General features: G+C 44.0%; 16 protein-coding genes. 4 read left to right on the top strand and 12 right to left on the bottom strand.

Annotated features, from left to right (window positions below; genetic code table 11):
* Positions 1-3 precede the first annotated feature (3 nt).
* The 11 genes from VM802_RS13520 to VM802_RS13470 all read right to left on the bottom strand — a co-directional run bounded on the left by VM802_RS13520 (position 4) and on the right by VM802_RS13470 (position 17,354).
* Complete coding sequence (locus VM802_RS13520) at positions 4-3,159, bottom strand: SusC/RagA family TonB-linked outer membrane protein (RefSeq protein ID WP_325531294.1); 3,156 nt, start codon at positions 3,157-3,159, stop codon at positions 4-6.
* Positions 3,160-4,571: 1,412 nt separating this feature from the next.
* Complete coding sequence (locus VM802_RS13515) at positions 4,572-5,114, bottom strand: RNA polymerase sigma factor (protein ID WP_325531292.1); 543 nt, start codon at positions 5,112-5,114, stop codon at positions 4,572-4,574.
* Positions 5,115-5,931: 817 nt separating this feature from the next.
* Positions 5,932-6,933: a c-type cytochrome gene (locus tag VM802_RS13510; RefSeq protein ID WP_325531290.1), complete on the bottom strand. Its 1,002-nt coding sequence runs from the start codon at positions 6,931-6,933 to the stop codon at positions 5,932-5,934.
* A gap of 23 nt (positions 6,934-6,956) precedes the next feature.
* On the bottom strand, positions 6,957-8,396 hold the full coding sequence (locus tag VM802_RS13505; protein WP_325531288.1) for an aryl-sulfate sulfotransferase: 1,440 nt from the start codon (positions 8,394-8,396) through the stop codon (positions 6,957-6,959).
* Positions 8,397-8,436: 40 nt separating this feature from the next.
* Positions 8,437-9,966: a RagB/SusD family nutrient uptake outer membrane protein gene (locus tag VM802_RS13500; protein ID WP_325531286.1), complete on the bottom strand. Its 1,530-nt coding sequence runs from the start codon at positions 9,964-9,966 to the stop codon at positions 8,437-8,439.
* A gap of 19 nt (positions 9,967-9,985) precedes the next feature.
* Positions 9,986-13,339, bottom strand: coding sequence for a TonB-dependent receptor (locus VM802_RS13495; protein ID WP_325531284.1), 3,354 nt, complete (start codon positions 13,337-13,339; stop codon positions 9,986-9,988).
* A 59-nt stretch (positions 13,340-13,398) separates the two neighbouring features.
* A complete protein-coding gene (locus VM802_RS13490; RefSeq protein ID WP_325531282.1) occupies positions 13,399-14,607 on the bottom strand; it encodes a FecR family protein in 1,209 nt (402 codons plus the stop codon).
* Between the two features lie 59 nt (positions 14,608-14,666).
* Entirely contained in the window at positions 14,667-15,266 is a 600-nt protein-coding gene (locus VM802_RS13485) for an RNA polymerase sigma factor (protein WP_325531280.1), read from the bottom strand.
* Between the two features lie 105 nt (positions 15,267-15,371).
* Positions 15,372-15,878, bottom strand: a complete 507-nt coding sequence (locus VM802_RS13480; RefSeq protein WP_325531278.1) for a cupin domain-containing protein — start codon at positions 15,876-15,878, stop codon at positions 15,372-15,374.
* 76 nt (positions 15,879-15,954) lie between these two features.
* A complete protein-coding gene (locus tag VM802_RS13475) occupies positions 15,955-16,524 on the bottom strand; it encodes a Crp/Fnr family transcriptional regulator (protein ID WP_325531276.1) in 570 nt (189 codons plus the stop codon).
* 257 nt (positions 16,525-16,781) lie between these two features.
* Complete coding sequence (locus VM802_RS13470; protein ID WP_325531274.1) at positions 16,782-17,354, bottom strand: hypothetical protein; 573 nt, start codon at positions 17,352-17,354, stop codon at positions 16,782-16,784.
* A gap of 339 nt (positions 17,355-17,693) precedes the next feature.
* Here VM802_RS13470 and VM802_RS13465 point away from each other — a divergent pair, with 339 nt between their 5' ends.
* The 4 genes from VM802_RS13465 (at position 17,694) to VM802_RS13450 (ending at position 21,017) form a co-directional block, all read left to right on the top strand.
* Positions 17,694-18,584, top strand: a complete 891-nt coding sequence (locus tag VM802_RS13465; RefSeq protein WP_325531272.1) for a helix-turn-helix domain-containing protein — start codon at positions 17,694-17,696, stop codon at positions 18,582-18,584.
* 66 nt (positions 18,585-18,650) lie between these two features.
* A complete protein-coding gene (locus tag VM802_RS13460) occupies positions 18,651-19,646 on the top strand; it encodes a DUF6268 family outer membrane beta-barrel protein (protein WP_325531270.1) in 996 nt (331 codons plus the stop codon).
* Between the two features lie 62 nt (positions 19,647-19,708).
* Entirely contained in the window at positions 19,709-20,116 is a 408-nt protein-coding gene (locus VM802_RS13455; protein ID WP_325531268.1) for a hypothetical protein, read from the top strand.
* Positions 20,103-21,017, top strand: a complete 915-nt coding sequence (locus VM802_RS13450; protein WP_325531266.1) for an NmrA family NAD(P)-binding protein — start codon at positions 20,103-20,105, stop codon at positions 21,015-21,017. Before VM802_RS13455 ends, VM802_RS13450 begins: the two co-directional genes overlap by 14 nt.
* Before the next feature lie 104 nt (positions 21,018-21,121).
* Here the strand turns inward: VM802_RS13450 and VM802_RS13445 are convergent, their stop codons facing one another.
* Complete coding sequence (locus VM802_RS13445) at positions 21,122-21,763, bottom strand: NAD(P)-dependent oxidoreductase (protein WP_325531264.1); 642 nt, start codon at positions 21,761-21,763, stop codon at positions 21,122-21,124.
* Between the last annotated feature and the right edge of the window lie 72 nt (positions 21,764-21,835).

Raw genomic sequence — 21,835 nt, 5'->3', positions numbered from 1 at the left:
TTACTAAAGGGTTACTTGCAAGCCAACAGAATAACTTTTGAAAGTAGGTGCAGCTCCTGAGCCATTAGCACCGTCCCCAACCGCACCGTTGATAGCGGTTTCAGGGTCCGTGCCTCTGCGGGCCGCAGCACCCCATGTGAACAGGTTAGTCCCTTGTACATACATACGGAAAGCACTAATATGTAAACGTTTAGTAACTGCTGCAGGGACTGTATATCCTATATTGAGGTTACGCAAACGTGCAAAAGTATTGTTAAACAAATATTGACTTGAGTATACGGAGACGTTTGACTGAGTAAACTCGGATATTCTTGGAATGTTGGTGTTCTTGTTTTCAGGGGTCCATCGGTCCAGAATCTGTTTGCTCAGATTAAAGCCTCTTCTCCATCTTACACCTTCTGTATAATCAGAATCGTACATTTTACCCCCAAGGCTAAAATAGAGCATAACAGACAGGTCAATGCCTTTGTAGTTAAAAGTATTGGTAATACTCCCAAACCAATCAGGAATAGAGCTTCCCAGGTATCTCATCTGGTCAACCTTATTTACATCTGCATATACTTCTGTTCTTACAAGTTTTCCGTCAGCTTCAGTTTTCCACCAGCTATTGTTGCCGGTCTCTGGGTTTACACCCGCCCAAAGCGGGCCATAGAATTCATAGCGGGATACACCTTCTGTCCATTTGTAACGGCCATTGTAAATTTCTTTCTGAGGCAGGCGCACAATCTTGTTTTTATAACTGGATGCGTTCGCGTCAACATTCCATCTGAAAGACTTGGTATTGATAATATTGGCATTTACACTAAACTCCCATCCATAGTTTTTAACGTCCCCGATGTTTTCATCGATACCGCCATTGCCGGTTGATGGTGGCAGCGGTTTGTAAAAGATGAGGTCCTTGGATTTACGGTTGAACCAGTCTATGGTAATATTTACATTATTGAATAAGGTGACGTCAATGCCGAAATCCACCTGGCTGTTGCTTTCCCATTTTAGGTTGGGGGTCGGGAGTCTTGAGCGTAAAACGCCGGCGAGGTCCAGGAAGTTGTAACCAGTAGCATACAAGCCCTGGTAAGCATAATAACCAACGTTGTCGTTACCGGTAGTACCGTAGGTGGCACGCAATCTGGCATTGCTTAACCATGAAACAGTTTTCAGAAAATCTTCATCGCTAAATCTCCAGGAGGCGCCTGCTGACCAGAGTTTACCCCATCTTTTTTCGGGGTGGAACCTGGAAGAACCGTCTGTCCGGAAGCTACCCGTCAGAAAGTAACGGTTCATAAAGCTATATTCTACTTTCGACAGATAGCTGGATAAACGATAGTTGTCTTCATCCGAACCTGAGCTCACCAGTGTTGATGCAGCCCCCATCTCATAAATACCAGGTATCGGGAAACCTCTTTTGGTGGCATTAGCTGAAATATAGCGGAGTTTGTAGGCTTCCTGACCAGCCAGTATATTCAGGTGATGTTCACCGAAGATTTTGTCATACGTCAACAGGTTATTGATGGTGTAAGAGAACTGCCTGCTAAAGCTACGGTAAGCGCTGCCTCCGTTACCCCTTGCACCGCCAATAGTAGAGGAAGAGTAAGTTTGGAAGGCGCTTGTACCCAGATCAGTGCTGATAGAAGAACGGAAAACCAGTGCCGGTAATATTTTAACTTCAACGAAGCTACGGGTGGTGAACAGATCGTACTGATTGCCTGAGAAATCCCAGTTTTCCCCGTTTTGGAAATCACCGATGAAACGTGTGTTCCAGCCTCTCCACTCTGTTCTCGTAGTATCCCCAAAGTCTGGGATCAGCTTACCATTATTATCTCTTTGGTATTGCCCGGCTGCATAATCCCAAACATATACAGGGTATACCTCTGGCATTACACGGATAAAACGTGTTCCCACAAAAGGATTTTGGCTGAAGGAGCTGGTATAGGCCAGACTGGTTCCTACTTTCAGCCACTTTTTTACGTCTGAAGTGATATTAGCACGCGCTGATATCCTGTTGAATTTCTGTACCAGCATGTTGCCATTATCTTTCAGGTAAGAAGCTGATAAGTAATACTGTGTTTTTTGTTCCTGTCCGGCGCTGCCACTGAAATCGAGGCTATATTCCTGGCGTAATGATTGACGGAACATTTCACCAAACCAGTCGCCTGAGAACCGTTGCTTTACCCCTGGTTTGATTTTACCATCCAGGCCTATTGGCTTTGGATCATCGAACGCACTTTGACGTGCTTGCTGGAAAAAGCGTAGCGTGACGTTATCAGTAGCAAATTGAGCAGCAGCGGCGGGAGAAAGTCCCTCATCCAGTTTACCATTCCTAAGTGCTTCCCAACCCAGTTCAAACAATTGGACAGCGCTTACCTTGTCAGGAAACCGCACCGCAAAATCGGAGTAGCCAAAGTTTGAGCGGAGGTTGATCTGTGGAACTGCCCCACCTTTTTTAGTGGTGATAACGACCACGCCGTTAGCAGCCCTTGAGCCATACAGGGAAGTAGCCGCAGCATCTTTCAATATAGTAAAAGACTGGATATCCATTGGGTTGATCGCACTAAGGCCCCCTGAATAAGGCATACCATCCAGAATGATTAAAGGATCAGTGTTATTTTGCATAGAGCTCAGACCACGGATCAGGATAGTTCCATTAGAACCAGGCTGACCATTTGTATTTAATACCTGAACCCCGGGACTCATACCCTGAAGTGCCTGGCTTACGTTGGATGATTGAATTTTCTGGATCTTTTCACCCAATACTACTGTTGCAGCCCCGGAATATGCACTCTTCTTCGTTGTGCCATAAGCGGCAACTATCACTTCATTCAATTCACTTGCGGTCTTGCGCAATGTTACAGTAAGTGTTCGTTGATTGGCTTGACTAGTAAGTGCAATTTCTACATTGGCGTAACCCACAGCGCTAACCAAAAGTGTTGTCTTGTCGCTATTATTGTAAGTCAATGTGAAGTTCCCGTCATCATTGCTCTGGGTACCTTTGTCAGTACCTTTAATCTGAATAGATGCTCTCGCAATGGGCTCACCGTTCTCGTTGACGACACGCCCTTTTAATTCAACCGGGATGGATGGCAATCCTATTTTGGGTGATGTTGTGAACGCATTGGCATTCACTTGTAAAATTGCTATGAATGCAAGAAATAGCAATTTCATAGGCAAAAACCGGTTTCCGGTCTTGCGGGGAATGTTTTGATTCATACGTGTTATATTTTGGCGTTTACAGTGTAGGTTGTCCACTTTTGCTGCTGTAACCAGGTGGCACAGTAATCGTATTATGCATAGATAGGGGATTGACCCACATGATCTCTTCTGGTATTTAGTGTTATCTTATTTATTTTCTATTATGGGTATTGTTTTAATTAAGAAAAAGTGTGCATTTAATCATTGTTACTTTTTATACTGAAAGATATCTTTATAGTTACCTGATCTATATTTTCGACAGTTCGTGTCGCCTGATGGCAAGACAGGTCTTTTCCTTCGCCACTATAGGAAAATGAATAAATTACCCAATGGTTGAATGAGAGAGGGAAATTAATTAAGGTTGATACAACAAATTTACCCAATGAGAATGGGGAGGGCTTTTCGAATATTACCCCATTGTTTATAAAAATTAACTTGTTTTAGTTAGGTAAGCTATCCAATGTTTCAGGAGGTACTATAGGGAAAAATAAGACCATCGTTCTGCATTATACATTAATACTACACCTGCAACCTGTTATGATCATTGATCACTTGGCATTAATTAAAATGAGGACAGCTGTTAAAGTGTCCCCTGTTGAATCGTTCGTGAATACATGGCATTGTTTGTACTATCAGAAATTAATTAATCAGACTATATCAGAGAACTGCCTGCCGGGTTTCTGATTTATTGTATTTTATCAGAGAACCCGGTACAACAGTGCATCTACAATACAGCTTTGGATTTATGGAATGTCAGCGTAGGTTATCATACATAATAATATATGCTCTGCTAGTTATCCACATACACTATTCAGTTCAATGACGCTGCATACGGCAGACCATCCACTCACTGCTAATCCAACCTGCCTTGGATGAAAGCTGAAACAATACTATCTGCAAAGCACAGTACCGGATTGATATATCATCATTCCATAACTGAGGGAACGGCAGTTGCAGGGAATTCTAAATACGAAACTAAATCCACGTAGTTTCAATTGAGGATTCCTGCAAATGCCGCTGCCGTCAGCTATGGTATCCCATTTGGACCAAAAATACTAACCATCGTATTCCCATAATTTTTATAGGAAACGAATGTGTTTTACTCACGATAGGTTTGCCCAATACTATTTTCCTGACATAACAATCTTCGCACCTGTATACTATGATGTAGGTTTGTTATCGTCCAGAACAAGAATCCATATCATTCAGCATGCTGGTTGAACAACCGGACGTTCCCAACATTCCCCAACGTTTTACTGTTCACCGTTCTAATACTGTCTTAAGTTCTTAGTTGTTCACTTAACCTATAGTGTAAAGAGTATTAAATGCCCGGTAATAATAAATACGTTGAGATAAATAAAATGAGGGGGTTGACATAACAAAAATTATTTCCTTTCAGTTTTTCGCACAATGTTCTTGCGGAGAATGACAATGGCTTTTTTGAGATATTCATTTACGGTATACCTGGAAATGCCAAGCTCGAGAGAGGCTTCATGGTAGGTCTTTTCTTCCAGCCTGCAGAGCTCAAGTACCCGCTTTAGCTTAGGAGAAAGTTGATTTATGACTGGTTGCAATTCCGAGAGGTCAATATGGGCATCATTAATAAAACTCTCCTGCAAAAAGTGATCTGCAAGGTCATACATAGCTGCTCTGCTCCGGGTTTTACTTCTGAGAAAATCGTGGCTTCGGTTGTGGCTGATAACATATAAAAAACCCTTTGGAGAGACTTCCGCATTGAGGGAACTGCGGTTTTGCCACAATATGATGAAAACATCCTGGACAACGTCCATAGCATCTTCCCTGTCGCCTACCAGCTTAAATACATTCAGGAAAATAGCTGCATAGTATTGATTGTACAGCATAGCGAAAGCTGCCCCGTCACCCGATTTTATCCGGATAATAAGTTCTCTTTCCGTAAGCTCATTCATAAATGACGTATTAGGATATACTTTGTTTGGGTCACTGCGGAAACTGGATATACAAAATATTACATCAATCTATATGATTACCATAGGTATTACCAAAGAACAGCCCGGTGCCAGCATTATCTGCTATGGCTTACTATGTTCACGCGGAAGTGGATATACTCGACAGATAATCGTATAGATTATTTTTTCATTGTTTCAATCAGTTGTAGCTAGGTACAAATTAAGTGAATTTTATAAGGAGAGGGTTGTCAAAAATTACCTACTTATGCTCAGAAATTAACCCGAAAGAAATAGGGGGCAGGGGTAATAAAATTTGTATTGGTGCCTTAATAGCAGTATGCTTTTTACTATGAATATAACTTTATTCTTTGCTGCACAAGCATCGCCGGATGCTAGGCCCAGCTTTGTGAAAATTTTATTATAAAATCGATTGTGCCTTTGGATGGGGTAAAATCTGCAAAGTCTTAATTAATGTATATGCGCTGTAGCGTAACTGAAAGCTGTTATCCTGTCCCCCATGAAACCGGCAATGCTAAACAGGATATATCGATCAAAGTAAGCTGTATATTTATCTGAGCTGTGATCAAGAGTGTTATAATTTTATTTGTGTAAGGACTGCTTACAATTTAATGCGGTTCTTCAGCGCAATCTTGCACTTCAAACATCAGAAGGTGCAGGTTTTGTATCATGTGCATTACAGAGAAGAGTGAAACAGGTATGCTAAAATAACTCAAGCCTTGTAGAATCAAATTCTGCAAGGCTTTTCTGTTTTAGCGGTAGCGTATTGTAAATAGATGTCGGACTAGCATTCTCCTCATCACATAACTGGTTTCCATCCTTTGGATTTCCAGTAATCGATGATAGGCTGGTATGGTCCGAATTTATGTTGGGCCACAGAAAAAGTATCGGGGAATGGTCCATGATCATAATCGATGGCTTTTTCCGTTATGTGTGGATAATCGAAACTTTTAGGATTAGGCCTCGGGTGAATTCTGTCATTGTTTACGAATGCTGCAATATCCAACGCATCTTTATCTGAAAGGAATGGTTTGCCGCTGCCCGTCTTATCGTATGGCATGTTGTGTTTTAACCACTCTGCCTGTTTAATGATGCGATGCATACTGGATCCTGGCTGGTACGATTCGCTGCCCCACAGCGGCGGATATGTATAGGTGCTTTTATCATTGTTCCATTGCCCGTTACCATCGGCGCCATGACAGCGGGAACAGTTTTCCTGGTAAAGTATTTGTCCCCTTTCCGGGTTGGCGGCTATATCCGGCAGACTCAGATGCATATTTTTATTGCCTTTGAATGGTTTGTCTTTAGGGACAAAGCTGTTGATCCATTTCAGATAGGAGAGAAAGGCGACCATTTCTTTACTGTCGAGCGGCAGAGGTTTGCCGTTGTGAGGACGAGTAACACAGTTGTTGATTCTTTCGGCCAGTGTTAAGACTTTCCCTTCTCTGCCGCGGTATTGAGGGTAATGATCATGTGAAGACATGAGGTTGAAAGAAAATTGTTTGGTACCTGCATCCTGATGGCAGTTCGTGCAGTTCATTTTATTTCCCAGGAATTTCCCGGCACTGCCATTGGGCCCGATATAACGGGCTGTGTTTACCATCAGTTCCCTGCCATAGCGTACGGATTCTCCAAAGCGGTCATTCGGTATAAGTGAGGTATCGATAGCTACATAAATTTCTGTATCAGCAAGAACAGTTGTGTTGGTATTGGTTTTTCCTTCCACAGCAGATTCGCAGGAGGAGATAATCACCAACCCTGTTATGGTCGTCAACCCAATCACTGCTATTAAATTTCTCATGCGATGTGTTTTTGTGTGAATAATTAATTTTCATAACCTGGCCGCGTTATGAAGGGTGCCACTTTTTCGGCAGGGATAAAGGTGGCCCTGTACGATGTCATGGCAGTTCGTAGTAACCAGAGGAACCTGCCGTCGGTATTAGTGAGTATAACAGTATTCCGCTTGGTGGCGCATTGCAGCAGAACAGAGTCATTAACAAGATAACTGCTGCCCATCCTTTCATTATAATTTTCAGGTGGCAGTTTGCTATCGATCATTACCTGTACCTGTTTTTGATTTTCATCCAGTTTAAAGGAGAGTGTCCTGGAAATTTTTTTGCTAACACCATTATCAAAGAACATCAGGTGCCCCGGTTGATTGATGTGGATACCGTGGGCCTGGTCAAACTGTGCAGAAACAGGCATTTTAAAATCACCTCCCTTGCCCAGTGTCCACAGGCGTTTGCCGGTGTGGGTATCTATCTTCCATATCTGTCCATTGTTGTAAAAAGATACCAGATAGTTACCATCCTTGTCAAATGCAATGCAATTGGCATGCATCCAATCCTGTTTATCTTTCAGGATATTTTTATCATCTAACGGATTGAGAACATCAAAAACAGTCCATTTCCACACTTGTTTACCTCGCCGGTCCAGCACAAGGATACCGTCACCTTTAACGGTATCCTGTTTACGGCCTCCTTTGCTGCTCAGATCATAGATTCTCTCTTCCACGCAGAGGGTCACCAGCTGGTTGGCCGGATTCAGTAAAATTTCATGGTGAATGGTTTGCTTAAAATCCTGTTGCCCTTTTTTGAGATCAAGCAGGGTATCGCCGGTCAGTGAGATTTCCATTATCTCATCACCATAGCTGGTTTCATACGCAGGACCCCCTAAGAGCGTGAGAAAGGTATTATGATCGGTGAAATTTGCCACTTTAAATCCTGATCCGTTTACCTGGTGGTACCATACAATATCGCCTTTCGCATTAATCAGCATCAGTACACCCGGATCATCACGACGGGAAACCATGACGTAGCCTGCTCTGAAGGAAGCTGGTACCTGGTTGCTATCCGGGCACATGACCCGGAAGTTATCTTTCATCCAGATGGGAAGATCCTGCGTTTTGAAATCGTACACTTTGCTGTGCGCCAGGTTTTTACCATGTCCGGTGAGGATGCGGTATTCATAATTACTGGCGGGTTGCAGGTTGGTAAGCACGATGCTATGATTGCGCTGATGCGCTGATACCGGGGTAGTAAAGCGGGATTGTTCGCGGCCTTTCAGCCAATATTCCACAACAGCGTCCAGCGTATCGGTACAATGAACACCGACTTTTACTTTCAGCGCATTCTGACCCTGTGGCGCGAGGATGATTTCAGTAATGCTGCCGCCATTCCTGCTACAAGCCTGGATAATCAGCAGCAACGCGGCTGCCATTGATATCAATGGCAGCCTGTGTTGTATTTTGTTTCCTTTATTCATGGGCAATGTTGGATCATCCGCAATAAAATAATTATTCTCTTTAGTGACGGCGGTCGCCGTTGTTGAGATGCTGGTTCAGGTCAACCTGAGCCTGGGGATACGGAAAGTATTTATCCCTGGCAATCTGGATAGACGGAACTTTCTTTACAGCGGTGAGATAGGCATTTACCACGCTTTCATATTTGCCCATACGAATGAGGTCTTGCCTGCGTTTACACTCGAAGAAAAACTCCCAGCCGCGTTCCTGCAGGATGGCGTCGCGGAGTTTGTCTTTCGTAAAAGTTCCGGCTGCCCCCAGAAGGGTAGCATGAGAACGGCCTTTTACCTGGTTGACGAGATCGATGGCTTCCTGGGTAGGGCCATTGAGCTCATTCAATATTTCAGCCCTGGAAAGAAGAATATCTGCATAACGGAGAATAGGAAAAACATGTCCGTCATAGTAGGTAGTGGAGCCATGCGGATCTGCAAACTTGGTGGTAGCTACATCTGCCATGTAGTAGAAATTTGCCGGAGGCTGCGTCTGGCCGGCAGGAGCCTGCATATAATGAAGGCCATCTGTACCCACGTAATCGTAGTAGAACATTTGTTTGCGGTCATCGTTGGCTTCAAACGTATTCCAGAAGTACCAGGTGACAGCGAAGTATTGCCACCTGTCTCTAACCTGCGGATTGTTGATCGGACCGAAGTGATTCATGATCTCCACGGCATCGTTCAGAGGGTCTGCGAGTGCACTGAAAATGCTTTCTACACACCACTTGTTTCTTTCAGCAAAAAGATCGGCATAAGAAGGATAAAGGGCATAACCCAGTTTCATGACTTCATTGGTGAGATCAAGTGCTTTCTGCCATTCATGTTCCCGCATATACAGTTTGCACAATAAGGATAGCGCAGCGCCTTTTGTTGCACGGCCTATATCGTTGCTGCCGTAAATTGGATTGTTGACATAGTTAACAGGCAGATTTTTAGCAGCAAATTCCAGGTCGCTGATGATCAGTTTGTTTATTTCTGATACTGGCGTCACTGGAACCGGAACTTCATATTGAGGCGTTACCTGGTTCTTGGCAACGGTTTCGTCAGTTACCAGAATGACCGGCCCAAAAGCATCGGTGAGATCCACATATCCGAGTGCCCGCAGGAAGCGCAGTTCAGCCAGGAACTGGTTTTTCTGCGCATCGGTAAGGATATTGATTTTCGGAATGTGATACATGGCAATATTGGCGTCTGTTACCAGTTTGTATTGATGTTGCCACGCAAACGCAAGGTAAGTGTTGGCGGGCGCCCACTGGCAGTCGGACATAAGCCCTACGTCACCGCCAGAGCTGGCGTGACCTATGTCTGTTGTAAGATCAGAAATCGTTACCTGGAAGCCGGCATAATACATCCACGCGTCGGATCTGCCGCTGGGCTGTTTTAATCTCGCGTAAACGCCGTTTACAGCAGCTTTTGCATCGCTGAGTGTAAGGAAGGCATTATCGTCTGTAAGGTAGCTGTAAACTTTAGGCTCCACCATTTTCTTACAGGAAGTAGCACCAAGCAGCAAGGCGGTTAATGCAATATATGTGTATTTCATACGTTCAGAAAATTACAGGTTAGAAGTTTAATTTGAGACCGACAGTGTAAGTACGATAGGCCGGAAACGCAGTGTAGTCCAGTCCGGACGACAGGTTCGCGTTACTGCCTCCGCTATTCAGGTTGCTGTTTACTTCCGGATCTGATCCTGTATATTTAGTGATGGTAAATAAATTCTGTACGGAGCCATAGACCTTAACGCCTTGCAAGGCTTTCAGGAATGTTTTGGCAACCGGTATATTGTAGCCAAGTGTCAACATCTTGCAACGCAGGTAAGACGCATTTTCCACGAAACGGGAGTTCATCAGGCCCCCATAAGGTATGGCGTAGCCATCCCGGGGAATACTGGTGTTGTCATTGGTCGTAGTCCATCTGTTCAATGCTGCACTACCGGGGCCGGATTCAAGTACCAGCGCAGTGGCGTTGTACAGGCTATAGTCCAGTGCTCCTTGCAGGAAGATGTTCAGCTCAAATCCCTTGTAAGTAAAATTGTTGTTGATGCCATAGATGTAATGCGGGTTAGCATGACCGAGATAGGTGCGGTCATTAGCGTCAATAACTCCATCAGGTTTGCCATCCGGGCCGCTGATATCCTTGAATTTCGGATCGCCGGGTTTGGAAGACGGTTGTGCCTTATAGGATTCTCCTGCTTTAATCACACCATCATAAACGTATCCATAAAAAGTACTAAGTTCCTGTCCCGGAGCCAGTTTGGTAAAATCCATGCCACGGCCGCCATATAAGTTGGCAGTTTGTGTGATAACATACGGTCTGCCACCGAGGTCAAGACAGGTCTGTTTATTATAAGCGATGTTAAGTGTGGTATTCCAGCTGAAAGATCCTTTGCGGATATTCTCCGTGTTAATGGAAAGCTCAATCCCTTTGTTCTCTATACTACCGGCATTTACGGTCTGGGTGGGGAATCCGTTCCAGTCTCCTATGGGAAGATCGAAGATCAGCTTATTGGTTTTTTTCCTGTAATAGTCAATAGTGGCATTAACACGATTATTGAAGAAGCCCATATCAATACCTATATCGAGTTGAGCGGTACTTTCCCATTGCAGGTCAGGGTTGGCAAGGCGTGTGGTAACTATTCCGCCATAGCTGTCACTACCTGTTCCCAGGGATACATTCGTAGGACCATAAAGCGCCATGTAAATGTAATCTCCGATCCTGTCATTACCGGTAACACCGTAACCTCCTCTTATTTTCAGATTAGAAAAGACATGCAGATCCTTGATGAAGTCTTCTTCACTGGCTCTCCATGCAACAGATCCGGAAGGGAAATAACCGAACCGGTTATTGCCGCCAAAACGGGAAGAACCATCGCGACGCAGCGTAAATGTTGCAAGGTATTTGTCTTTCAGGGAATAGTTCAGACGGCCATAAACAGAAGCCATTTTTACGGGTATGGTCAGACTGGTGCTGGACAATCTTTCCGTACCAGCTTCGAGATTATGATACAGAAATACATCTGTACTGAATTTTTGTACAAGTGAATAATGTCTTTCACCTCTGTCGGACTGATAAGAAACCCCGGCTACTAAGTTAACGGCGTGTATATTGTTGAACGTTTTTTTGTAAGTAAAATATGCTTCAACGAGATTGCGGGAAACGGAAATATCGGTAACACTTGCTTTGCCACCTACTTTTTCACCATCCACCAGGTCACGTGGAAGGTATGTTCCTTCTTTGGTCGTGAAATATTCTGTGCCGCCGTTCACCCGGAAGTTAAGCCCTTCAATGATCTGGAAGTCAAGGAATGCATTGATGTTCATTTTATTTTCAAAACGGTCATTGGTCGGCGCCATCAGCCAGGCAAGGGGATTGTCCCGCCCTTTAAAGCGGGCATAAGTACCGTCGTCATTATATGCAGGTATAGCCGGAGATGCGGTAAGCACGCCATACATTACATTGGAGGGTACGATGTTACCATCATAGGTTTTAAAATTGGTGTATGCATGAGAGCCGTAAATACTCGCACCGGTTTTGAAACGGGGGGTAAATTGTTTATCGTAGTTCAGGCGAACCGAGTACCGGTTGAAATCAGTATTCCTCAGGGCGCCCTCCTGGTTAAAATAGTTGGCAGATAAGGCAACACGATCAGTGGTATTACCTCCGCTGACACTCAGGTTGTGACTTTGCACCACACCGGGCCGGGTAGCCAGTTTGAACCAGTCGTTGTTCCTGCCGCTGGCAAGATCTGCTGCTGAATAAACGTCCGGCTGTCCTTTTTCGTTGGCCTTGGCGTTGGTTACTTTCATATTGTCCAGCCCATTCATTTTGTCGTATTCTTTTGTGATACGCTGAGTACCGTAGTAGCCATCGTATTGAATATTGGGCTTGCCCGATTTACCTCTCTTGGTAGTAATCATAACTACGCCATTGGCGCCGCGGGCTCCATAAATCGCTGTGGAGGAGGCATCTTTCAGGATCTGGATATCGTCAATATCGTTTGGATTAATATCTTTTCCCGTTTCAGAAGGGAAGCCGTCTACCACGTATAACGGTTCATTGGTGGATTTGATGGAATTACCGCCACGGATACGAACGATGGTTTGTCCGCCCGGAGCAGCATTCGATTGGCTTACCTGTACGCCGGCAGCACGGCCCTGAATAGCCTGTGCAGCATTGCTGGTAACGCCGCCTGCATTCATCTGATCACTTGATATGGAACTGACAGAACCGGTAAGATCTTTTTTCTTTGTGGTACCATAACCTACTACCACTACATCGGTGAGGTTGGATACCTCTGCTTCCATTACTACTTTCAGCGTAGCATTTTTTCCATCGAATTTAACAGAGAAAGATTTGAACCCTACCATGGTGATCTCCAGTGTTTCGCCAGGATTGGCATTGATCGAAAAAGTACCATCCGGTTTGCTCACCGTTCCCAGTTTGCTCCCTTTTACCGTTATAGTAGCGCCGGGCAGTGGTTGTCCACTATTGGTGGTGACCACACCATGAATCTCCACAGGGGGCGGGGGAGTGTTGGACGGTTGTGCAACAGGTCTGCTCTTTACGATGATAGCGCCGTTTTCGATAGAAAAGGAGAGCGGTTGATCACGCATAAAGAGGTTCAGCGCATCGTTTACCGGCATGTTGTTTACAACCAGCGTGGTTTTACTGCTTTTGGCCAGTACGGCTTCATCGGTAAGGATATTGAGCCCGGTTTGCTTGTTGATTTCCCGGAACACCTCTTTGGCAGAGGCATTTTTTAATGAAAGACTCACCGTCTGGTCCGGGGTTCTGGCCTGGCTTACCTGCGCACCGGCAGCGAGGCAGAACATAGTCAGAAGGTTGAATACCTTCAGATGTTTGGTTGGAAGCCGGCGCTTATTATGCCGGCAACAGGCAATAATACTTGCTTGCATACTTCTGCTGAGTTTTGATTGAAATAAACGGTTTGGTTGATGTTACTGGACGCTATTTTTTAATACGAGTCTGCTGATTTCTGAACTATAAGTTTTTTCCCCTCAAGCCGGAAAGAAATATCATTTGCATTCAACATTTTTAATACATTCATCAATGAACTGTTGCGGCTTACCATGCCAAAGAATTTCCGCTGTCGTACATTCCCTTCGTACACGATTTCCACATTATACCAATGGGAAAACTGCCGCAATACGCTGGTCAGATCAGTATTGTCGAATTGGAAATACCCTTCTTTCCAGGAGATAATTTCGTCTGTATTCACACCTGTTACCTTTTTTATATTTCCACTGGTGTTTACCTGTGACTGTTCACCGGGAGCCAGTTGAAGGCTACTCCCGCTACTGCTTATTTTTACGGCGCCTTCCAGTAGTGTGGTGTTGATAGTCGCTTCGTCGGGATAGGAATTGATGTTGAAATGAGTACCCAATACATCTACTGTCATATTGTTCACCTTTACTTTGAAGGGACGGTGTGCGTCATGTGCAATTTCAAAATAGGCTTCGCCGGCTAATTCTATCAGGCGTTCATTATCGGCAAAGGCAGCGGGGAAACGGAGGGATGATGCCGCATTGAGCCAGATCCGGCTGCCATCGGCCAGTACCAGCGGATATGTTTCGCCAGGACCTGTAGTGAGCGTGTTATAAACAGGCGTTGTATTGCCTGCGTTGTTTTTTACATATACCAGTTGGCCGCCTTGGCTCATGATGGTACTGTTGCCTTGTTGTGCCAGTTGTTGTATACCTGTGCTGTCGAGTACAATTTTTTCACCGTTGGCCAGTGTGAGTACTGCTTTATTTTTCCCTGGTGCAATATCATTCGGATGAGAAGCGATAGTGGCGGCGGGAGCTTTATTAACCTGTTGATGATGTGTCACTAACCAGGCGGTGGAAAGCAACAAGGCCGCCAGTACCGCTGCAGCGACGGCGGGCCTGAACCAGCCCCTGTACCGGGAACGGTTTTGAATGGGAATGACGGGAGTAGTGATTTGCTTTAGCAGTGCTTCCCTTACCCGGTCGCCCCGCTCATCTGAGTCGGGTGCAGCATCGGGAGCTACCTGTCCGAAAGCAGCCCGCATTTCATGCAGAAGCGTGCGGTTAGCTGCCTCCTGCTGAAGGTAATCCATCAGCTCCAGGGCTTCCTGGGGAGTGCACAGGCGCTCCTGCCAGCGCCGTAATAAAAATTGATAATATTCATTGTTCTTTTCCACGGGCATATATATACTATCCCGGAAAAAGAAAATAGGGTGGGTGGTACTGAAAAATTTTTTTAACGACTGTTAGAACTTCCCAATACCAGCGCAGAAAACAATAATAACGTTAACCCACCGTCGGCATGGTTATAAAAGAAAAACCGGATGCTTTTCATCGCCAGCACCATATGTTCTTTAACGGTATTCCTGGAAATACCCAGTTCCATGGCCACTTCTTCATAGCTTTTGCTCTCTTCCCGGCATAGGCGGAAAATTCTCTGTCGTTGAGGCGGCAGCTGCGCAACAGCCTCCCGCAGTAATGATTCATACTGTTTCCACTGCAACCGGGAGTCCGCATCTTCCGTTTGCCGGTGAAGCTCCCGCATGGCCTGCGTCCGGAGATTTTCATCGGCAACGATCTTCTTCAGTAATTTGAATACCAGATTACGTGTAATACGGTAAAGGTAACCACTGAACGACAGCTCAGGATTTATCCGCTCCCTTATCTCCCAGATCTTGACGAATACTTCCTGTAGTATATCTTCCGCCAGATCGGGAATGTTGACAAAGTGAAGAACATACTTGTACAGCGACGGGTGATATTGGTTGTATAATGTTATAAATGCTCCTGTATCCCCCTGCTGCAGTTTCCTCAACAGAACATTTTCATTGCTCACTGGATGCTCGATTTGCTTACTAAATTAAGCAATTAGGAGAATTTTTTTTGTTTTTTTACACAGAGGGATGATATAATAAGCGTCCGTGCTTTAAGAAAGGACTGTTCACTTTACCGGTAACATATTATTAACATCTACCGGGAAGCTGTCGTACTTGTTATACAACTTCAGATATTTGGCCGGGTCAACAGGCTGTTCACTGAGGATATCCACCAGACCGCGGAAAAAGCCTTCTCTTTTCTCCGACGGATTGAAAATGAGCGTAAATACTACCTGTTCATCCGTATCATTGGCAAAACCGTGTGGAGTGAAACGTGGTACATATACCACCGATCCGGGGGCCAGGTGATGCGTATCTTCTCCGGCATATACAGTAAGTATACCTTTGCTTACAAGGAAGGTTTCATCCATAAAACGGTGGTAATGCAACCTGGCGCCGATGGTATGTGGTGGTAGGGTGATCTCATATACGCCCAGGTGACTGTTCGACATTTCACTGGTCACTTTAAAAACAAAGGATGCATCTCCCATCTCCAGCCGCTCTCCTTCGCCAGGATGATGTATGGTGGCCTTGTTGGCGAGCTGGTCTTCCAGATAGTCTATCTTCTTCATAAGTTTCATTTTATGAAGACAAAATTCCTGCAGGCCAAACTAAAAAACATTTACAAATGTTGACATTTCAAAAAAACTATAGCTCAGCACGTATGCGGCTCAGTTGTGTAGGTGTAATACCGAGATAGGAAGCGATCTCGTGCTGCTTTAAGCGGTGTTCCAGCGCCGGGAATTGTTCCAGGAAAGCAGTATAACGGCTTTTGGCAGTATCATAGCGCAACGATATTTCCATCGGCTCTTTCTCTATAATCCAATGTATCTCCAGGTAACGGATGTACAGTGCAGCCACATCAGGATAAAGTGTTGTCAGTTTCTTAAATTCATCGAAATGATATTCTAACACAGTGGTATTTTCCAGTGCCCGGATCGTAAACTGGCTGGGGCTTTGGGTCAACATCGCACTCACTGACGCCGCTAAAAATGTTTCCGGAAAAAAACGTTTGATAACCACATCTCCATTTGGCGCTGTATAGTACTGCGAGAATAATCCCTTCTCTACATAGGCCACCAGCCGCGGCACCTGGCCTTCTGCCACCAACGTTTCATGACGCTTGTAGGTGCGGCTGGTAATGATATTCCCCCATGCTTGCCGGCTTTCAGCCGACAGCGGATGATACAAGGTCACTTTCTCCCAGAAGTTGTTCATGACCGTAAATTTAGACACAAAAAGCCTTCAACTCATAGATTTGAAGACTTTTTTCATCCAACAACTTTAATATCCGGTTCTTTATTTTGTAACGCTTCCTTAAAGAGATAATGGCAATAAGTAATTTACTCGTATTATCTGCATACGGTGTATCTGGTATTTTCAATACTGGAATCTCGTTCGTAGGGGCTTAAACGAAGCCCCGGTGTGTTAGATAGTTGCCCGGTCATTCTTTTAAGCCCGATTAAAAATATACGTTACTTTTTCGCTACTGGTGGCGACATTTTAGGAGGTAGCTGCTGGTATTGATACATCAAATTTATTTTCCCGTTTTTATCAAACCGCCATGTTTCCTGCAGTTCTTTACCTGTCCTGTTTCCTTTGGCATCTGTTGAAATCTCTCTGGCCCATATCACTACCCAATCTTCTTTTCTATCCTTACTTCTGAGTGGTATAAAGGCATGAATAGAATCCACGACATTGCCCATCTGTCCTCTCATCATCTTAGCAACAACAAAAAGACTGTCCCTGCTGCCGGCAAACATATTCCCATCGGAAAAAAACATAGTGTCAGTTTCTGCAAATGAACTCTTTGAATTGTCAAGTGTGTTGTTGTCCCAGTTCTTATACAATTCAAGAAGTGTCTGCACATTTTTTGCATCACCGATCTCAAAATCCGAAGAATAATCCGCCGTGTAAGGATATGTCAGGCTTTCCTGTTTTGCCGAACCGGATTCGGATGTCTTTACTGCTTCTGTTGTTGGCTTGTTGGTGCCGGAAGTACAGGCTACTAAAAAAGCAACCACTACGAAAATGGGAATCTTTTTCATAAAAATTATTTTCTGAATTTTAAAAAATAAATAGTGTCAGTGGTGACAACGGTAAAGTCGGAGGGATGGGGCTATATATCTTATTCTAAGTTAAGAATTTTTGTGGACAAAGTAAGCAAAACTTACATCTTTTGCATTGCGTATCAAAGACACGTTAGGTACGGGCCCTTCTATTTTTCGAGCGCTCTGGTAACTACTTTTGCCATTTCCCTGGAACTAAAAGGATGCTGACCGGTAATAAGATTTCCATCTACCACTACATTTGATGTCATTGTTTATTCATAATTACGTAATGGCTGATAATTTTTGCAGATCACCATATACCATTAGTTTTGTGCGATGACTAAAATAAAGAGAATCACCCCGACAGATTTCAGAGGACGGTTTATGTCGGAGATGTCAGCCGACTTTACGATCTTAAAAACCCCCGTTCAGGTGCATGATATAGAGAAAACTTCAGGCTTCATCAAAGTACCTACGCCACTGCATCGGCCTGAATTTAATTTCATCGTACATATCACCAGGGGACGCGCTAAGCAGCAGGTAGATGCCGATTTAGTCTCGATAAAAGAACAGGAGATCTTATTTGTCCGGCAAGGGAATGTCACGTCCTTAAAGGAAGTGAGTCCGGATGCTGCCGGACACATTATTCTATTTGAAGACAAGGCCCTCAATCAATTGCTATCCAGGCAGGAATTAATTAAGCTGTTTTCCGTGAATAAAGTCATTCATTTATCGGAAGAGAACAGCGCATGGCTAACCTCGTTATTTGAACTGCTGAGCGTTGAAATTTATTACCCCAATCCCAATCTTGGCGTCTGTTATTCTCTTTTGCAGGCTGGGTTACAGAAAATATTTACCTCCAGTAAAGAGCTGAACAAAGGTATAAACCGAAGCGCCGAAGTTACCTTCAGGTTTAAAGAACTCGTCTACAAACATTACCTGAAACATAAAACGATCTCATTTTATGCGGGTGAGCTATTTGTTTCTGAAAATTATCTCCACCGGTGTATAAAGGAAACAATCGGTGAAAGCCCAAAGGAATGGATCAATAAAGTATGTATCCTGCAAAGCCAGCTGCTTTTGCAAGACCTTACCAAAGGCATTTCAGAGATTGCTTTTGAGCTTAATTACGGAGATCCCAGCTATTTTGGACGTCTCTTTAAGAAGGTAACCGGTGTAACTCCCTCAGCGTACCGGATGGCCTTTATGCAAGATTTGTCCGGGTAAAGCGTGGTTTCGTTTTAAAGCTATCCTTGTTTTCAATCCACCTTTGTATCACTAGATTCAAAGAAAATGAAAACATTAATAGTTGTTAATAACTGCGGTATAGGGCGTAATCTCCAAAACAGTAAGTATAAAGTGATGACCAAATGGTCGTGCCTTTGTTTGGTCGCCTTCTTTTCTCTTCTCTTCTCTAATACCAGCTACAGCCAGATTATTCAGGATGTTGGCGGTATGGCTGTTACTGGTCATAGTAAAGCTACGTTTAAGGATCTGCCTTCAGAAAGTTCCATGTCAGGGAATAAGTTCCAACTGAATACCTACGATGCATGGCTACCTGTGCCTCCTTTTAAAATCGGAAGGACAAGCATTTTTAGTAACCTGAGCTACCGCTTGATGGACTTCAATTATGATAACAAGACGGACGGCGATTCAAACCAGGTTGGGAGAATCCATGAAATAAAATCAGTAATAATTATCCGGCATCCTATTTCAGATAAGTGGTCCGTTTTGGCGATTGTAATGCCAACCCTTGCTTCAGAATCCAGGAGATCTGTTTCTTTTAACAATCTGATACTGGACGGAATACTAGGCGTGTCGAAGAAATTTGGTACAGCGTCGAATCTCGAAATCGGATTTGGGGTGCATATTATGTATTCCTTTGGAGAGACTTTGATCACCCCGGGAATATCAATTGATTACCGGAGCACCAACAATAAATGGTTGGCTCAGTTCTATTGGCCGAGGTTGAATGTACTTTATAACGTAAATAGAAACACACAGGTAGGTCTGGCTGGCTCTATAGACTGGACCCGGTTTAAGATGAAAAACTACCGGGGGTATAATGGGAAAGAAGTCGATTACGCCCAATTCTCCACTATTCATGCTGGCCTGCAGTTGCAACAACGTTTGATAGGCAATATCTGGTTCCAGGTACAGGGAGGGGTAGGCCTTTTTAATCGTTATGAACTGTTCGATACCAACCAGAAAACGGTGAATGATTTCTCTATTTCTAATATGGCTTACGGAAAGGCTGCACTGACTTATCGTATCGGCAGAGATAAATAAAAATCCGGTAAGCTTTTTTGAAGACAATACTTTCCGGTTCTAAAACACCACAATAATGCTCAATGGAAAATAAAAAAGATCTTGCTTCAACTTACAACCTGCACTCCTTTGTCATGGCGGTCGTTCCCGCATATGTATTCCCTGCTTTGATGTCTTTTATAGCTGGTTTTCTTCTTCAGCAAACAGATCTTATGCAGGCAAGTTATTCGACGATAGGGTTGTCTTCCTTGTTATCAACAGTGTTCAGCTTTATCATACTTTGGCAATTAGACCTGGGACGGATCCTGGTACAGAAAAAGAGGATAAGAGCCCTGCTTGTCATCCTGTTAATGACTGGTATAGGAGCCTTATGTGTATCTATACTCAAACTTCCATCAGAACGGTTTAATATAACGTTTTCTGCTTTCTTGGGAGCTGCAATATTAACAATCCGTCAACTAGTGAAAGATTATAAAAATGAAAAGAAATAAACCAACGATCGTTGTTTTTGGATGTACAGGCACTGTAGGAACAGAGGTGATGCAACAACTAAGTGAACGCGACTGTATGACTAGAGGAGTGCTGAGAAACCCTGAGCGTCCTTATCCAATATCAGCAGGCAGCCGCTCATCGAATATAACGTACGTAAGTGCCGATTTGAATGCAGGCAGCCAACTCAAGGAAGCTTGCTTCGGGGCTGATGCATTGTTCCTTTTGACGGCAACATCTCCCAATCAGGTGGAATATGAAATTAATATCATTGACGCCGCCAAATGCTGTGGTGTAAAGCGAATCGTTAAATTGTCAGCACCGGTAGTTCATGCACCGGCAAAAGTGGAAGTCAGCCAATGGCATAGTAAAATAGATGATTATCTTTCACGTAGTTTCGATGACTTCTGTTGTTTAAGACCCTATGCGTTTATGCAGAATTGGGAACGGAATACATTTACGATCCGGCACTTCGGTAAAATTTACGGGGCTTTGGGTGACGCTGCGCGGAATTATATTGACTGCCGTGACGTAGCCACAGTGGCGGTGAATCTTTTATTAGCAACGGAGGAGTTGAGAGAACGCTCAGTCATACTTGCAGGCCCGCAGGCCATCAGTAATATAGAAATGGCCGCAAAGCTATCCCGCATAACAGGCCGTAAGGTTGACTACGTGGATATCACACCAGCGGAATTATTTAATCAGTTAACAAACAAGGCAAAATTGCCCGAATGGTTAGCTAACCATATTGTAGAACTGGATGATCTGGCTATTAAAATTCCGGAACCAGGCTATGATACTATCACCAACTTAATTGCAAGAAAGCCGCGTATCATGGATGAATATCTCCAGGAAAGCCGGTATCTTTTTAAAAGAACACCTTTTTGGAAACTATTATTTTAGCGTGAGAAGAGGAAAGGCCCAATAAAAGGAACTGCGGATGGCAGGTTACTTTATTGGGCCTTGTTTGTGAAAAATACTGATCAGGGCAGATCAGTTAAAGTTGGTTATTGACCAACAATAGAGATCGTTGTGTGATTAGTACCGGGTTGATTCAACAATACATCAACAACCCCTTTTGCATAATCACCATAAGAGATATAGCTGTTACCCTTCAGATCCATTGTCAGTATATCCCCGGAGACCATGAATTTACCGGTGGTTTCACCCTCCGGGTCCAGGTTTAAAGGCGGACAAAAATAAATCCAGTTAAAATCATTTCTTGTTACCAGCTTGTCGTAAGCCTTTACCTCATTCTGGGCAGTGGGTATAATGAAAGGAGGAAGCCCTTCCAGTTCTACCACGCGTTTGGACCGTGAATCGTCAAGAAACAATGAGCCTGCACCGCCCAGCATATATAATTGCGGAGCGGGTTGATCTTTTAGTATATCAGAAAGGTGTTGCAGGTTAGACTGATGAAGCGCTTCTTCCCCGATGGGAGCATTAAATGCGTTGATCACCACATCAAAATCTTTTATGTCATCGTAGCCTAGCTCAAAGAGATCTTTATGCAGGATAGCTACATGCAGATGTTTTGCTTTATCTATGTTTCTTACGATAGCGGTAACATCAAAGTTGTTTTCTACAAGTTCTTTTACGATGAGTGAGCCGGACTTCCCCGTAGCTCCAATTACGCCTACTTTTTTCATGATGAATATTTACTTACTGTTATAACTATATTTTTACTGAATCCGGCCACGAAGCTACCCCCTTTGACAGCC

The organism is Chitinophaga sp. (assembly GCF_035538455.1).
GTDB lineage: Bacteria > Bacteroidota > Bacteroidia > Chitinophagales > Chitinophagaceae > Chitinophaga.
This window is presented reverse-complemented; position numbering and strand designations above follow the sequence as displayed.

What these genes read in the sequence shown, in the direction of transcription:
- VM802_RS13450 (WP_325531266.1), top strand. Translation starts at nt 20,103, where the DNA reads ATGAAAAGAAATAAACCAACGATCGTTGTTTTTGGATGTACAGGCACT.
- VM802_RS13460 (WP_325531270.1), top strand. Translation starts at nt 18,651, where the DNA reads ATGAAAACATTAATAGTTGTTAATAACTGCGGTATAGGGCGTAATCTC.
- VM802_RS13500 (WP_325531286.1), bottom strand. Translation starts at nt 9,966, where the DNA reads ATGAAATACACATATATTGCATTAACCGCCTTGCTGCTTGGTGCTACT.
- VM802_RS13475 (WP_325531276.1), bottom strand. Translation starts at nt 16,524, where the DNA reads ATGAACAACTTCTGGGAGAAAGTGACCTTGTATCATCCGCTGTCGGCT.
- VM802_RS13480 (WP_325531278.1), bottom strand. Translation starts at nt 15,878, where the DNA reads ATGAAGAAGATAGACTATCTGGAAGACCAGCTCGCCAACAAGGCCACC.
- VM802_RS13510 (WP_325531290.1), bottom strand. Translation starts at nt 6,933, where the DNA reads ATGAGAAATTTAATAGCAGTGATTGGGTTGACGACCATAACAGGGTTG.
- VM802_RS13470 (WP_325531274.1), bottom strand. Translation starts at nt 17,354, where the DNA reads ATGAAAAAGATTCCCATTTTCGTAGTGGTTGCTTTTTTAGTAGCCTGT.
- VM802_RS13495 (WP_325531284.1), bottom strand. Translation starts at nt 13,339, where the DNA reads ATGCAAGCAAGTATTATTGCCTGTTGCCGGCATAATAAGCGCCGGCTT.
- VM802_RS13515 (WP_325531292.1), bottom strand. Translation starts at nt 5,114, where the DNA reads ATGAATGAGCTTACGGAAAGAGAACTTATTATCCGGATAAAATCGGGT.
- VM802_RS13505 (WP_325531288.1), bottom strand. Translation starts at nt 8,396, where the DNA reads ATGAATAAAGGAAACAAAATACAACACAGGCTGCCATTGATATCAATG.
- VM802_RS13445 (WP_325531264.1), bottom strand. Translation starts at nt 21,763, where the DNA reads ATGAAAAAAGTAGGCGTAATTGGAGCTACGGGGAAGTCCGGCTCACTC.
- VM802_RS13465 (WP_325531272.1), top strand. Translation starts at nt 17,694, where the DNA reads ATGACTAAAATAAAGAGAATCACCCCGACAGATTTCAGAGGACGGTTT.
- VM802_RS13455 (WP_325531268.1), top strand. Translation starts at nt 19,709, where the DNA reads ATGGAAAATAAAAAAGATCTTGCTTCAACTTACAACCTGCACTCCTTT.
- VM802_RS13520 (WP_325531294.1), bottom strand. Translation starts at nt 3,159, where the DNA reads ATGAAATTGCTATTTCTTGCATTCATAGCAATTTTACAAGTGAATGCC.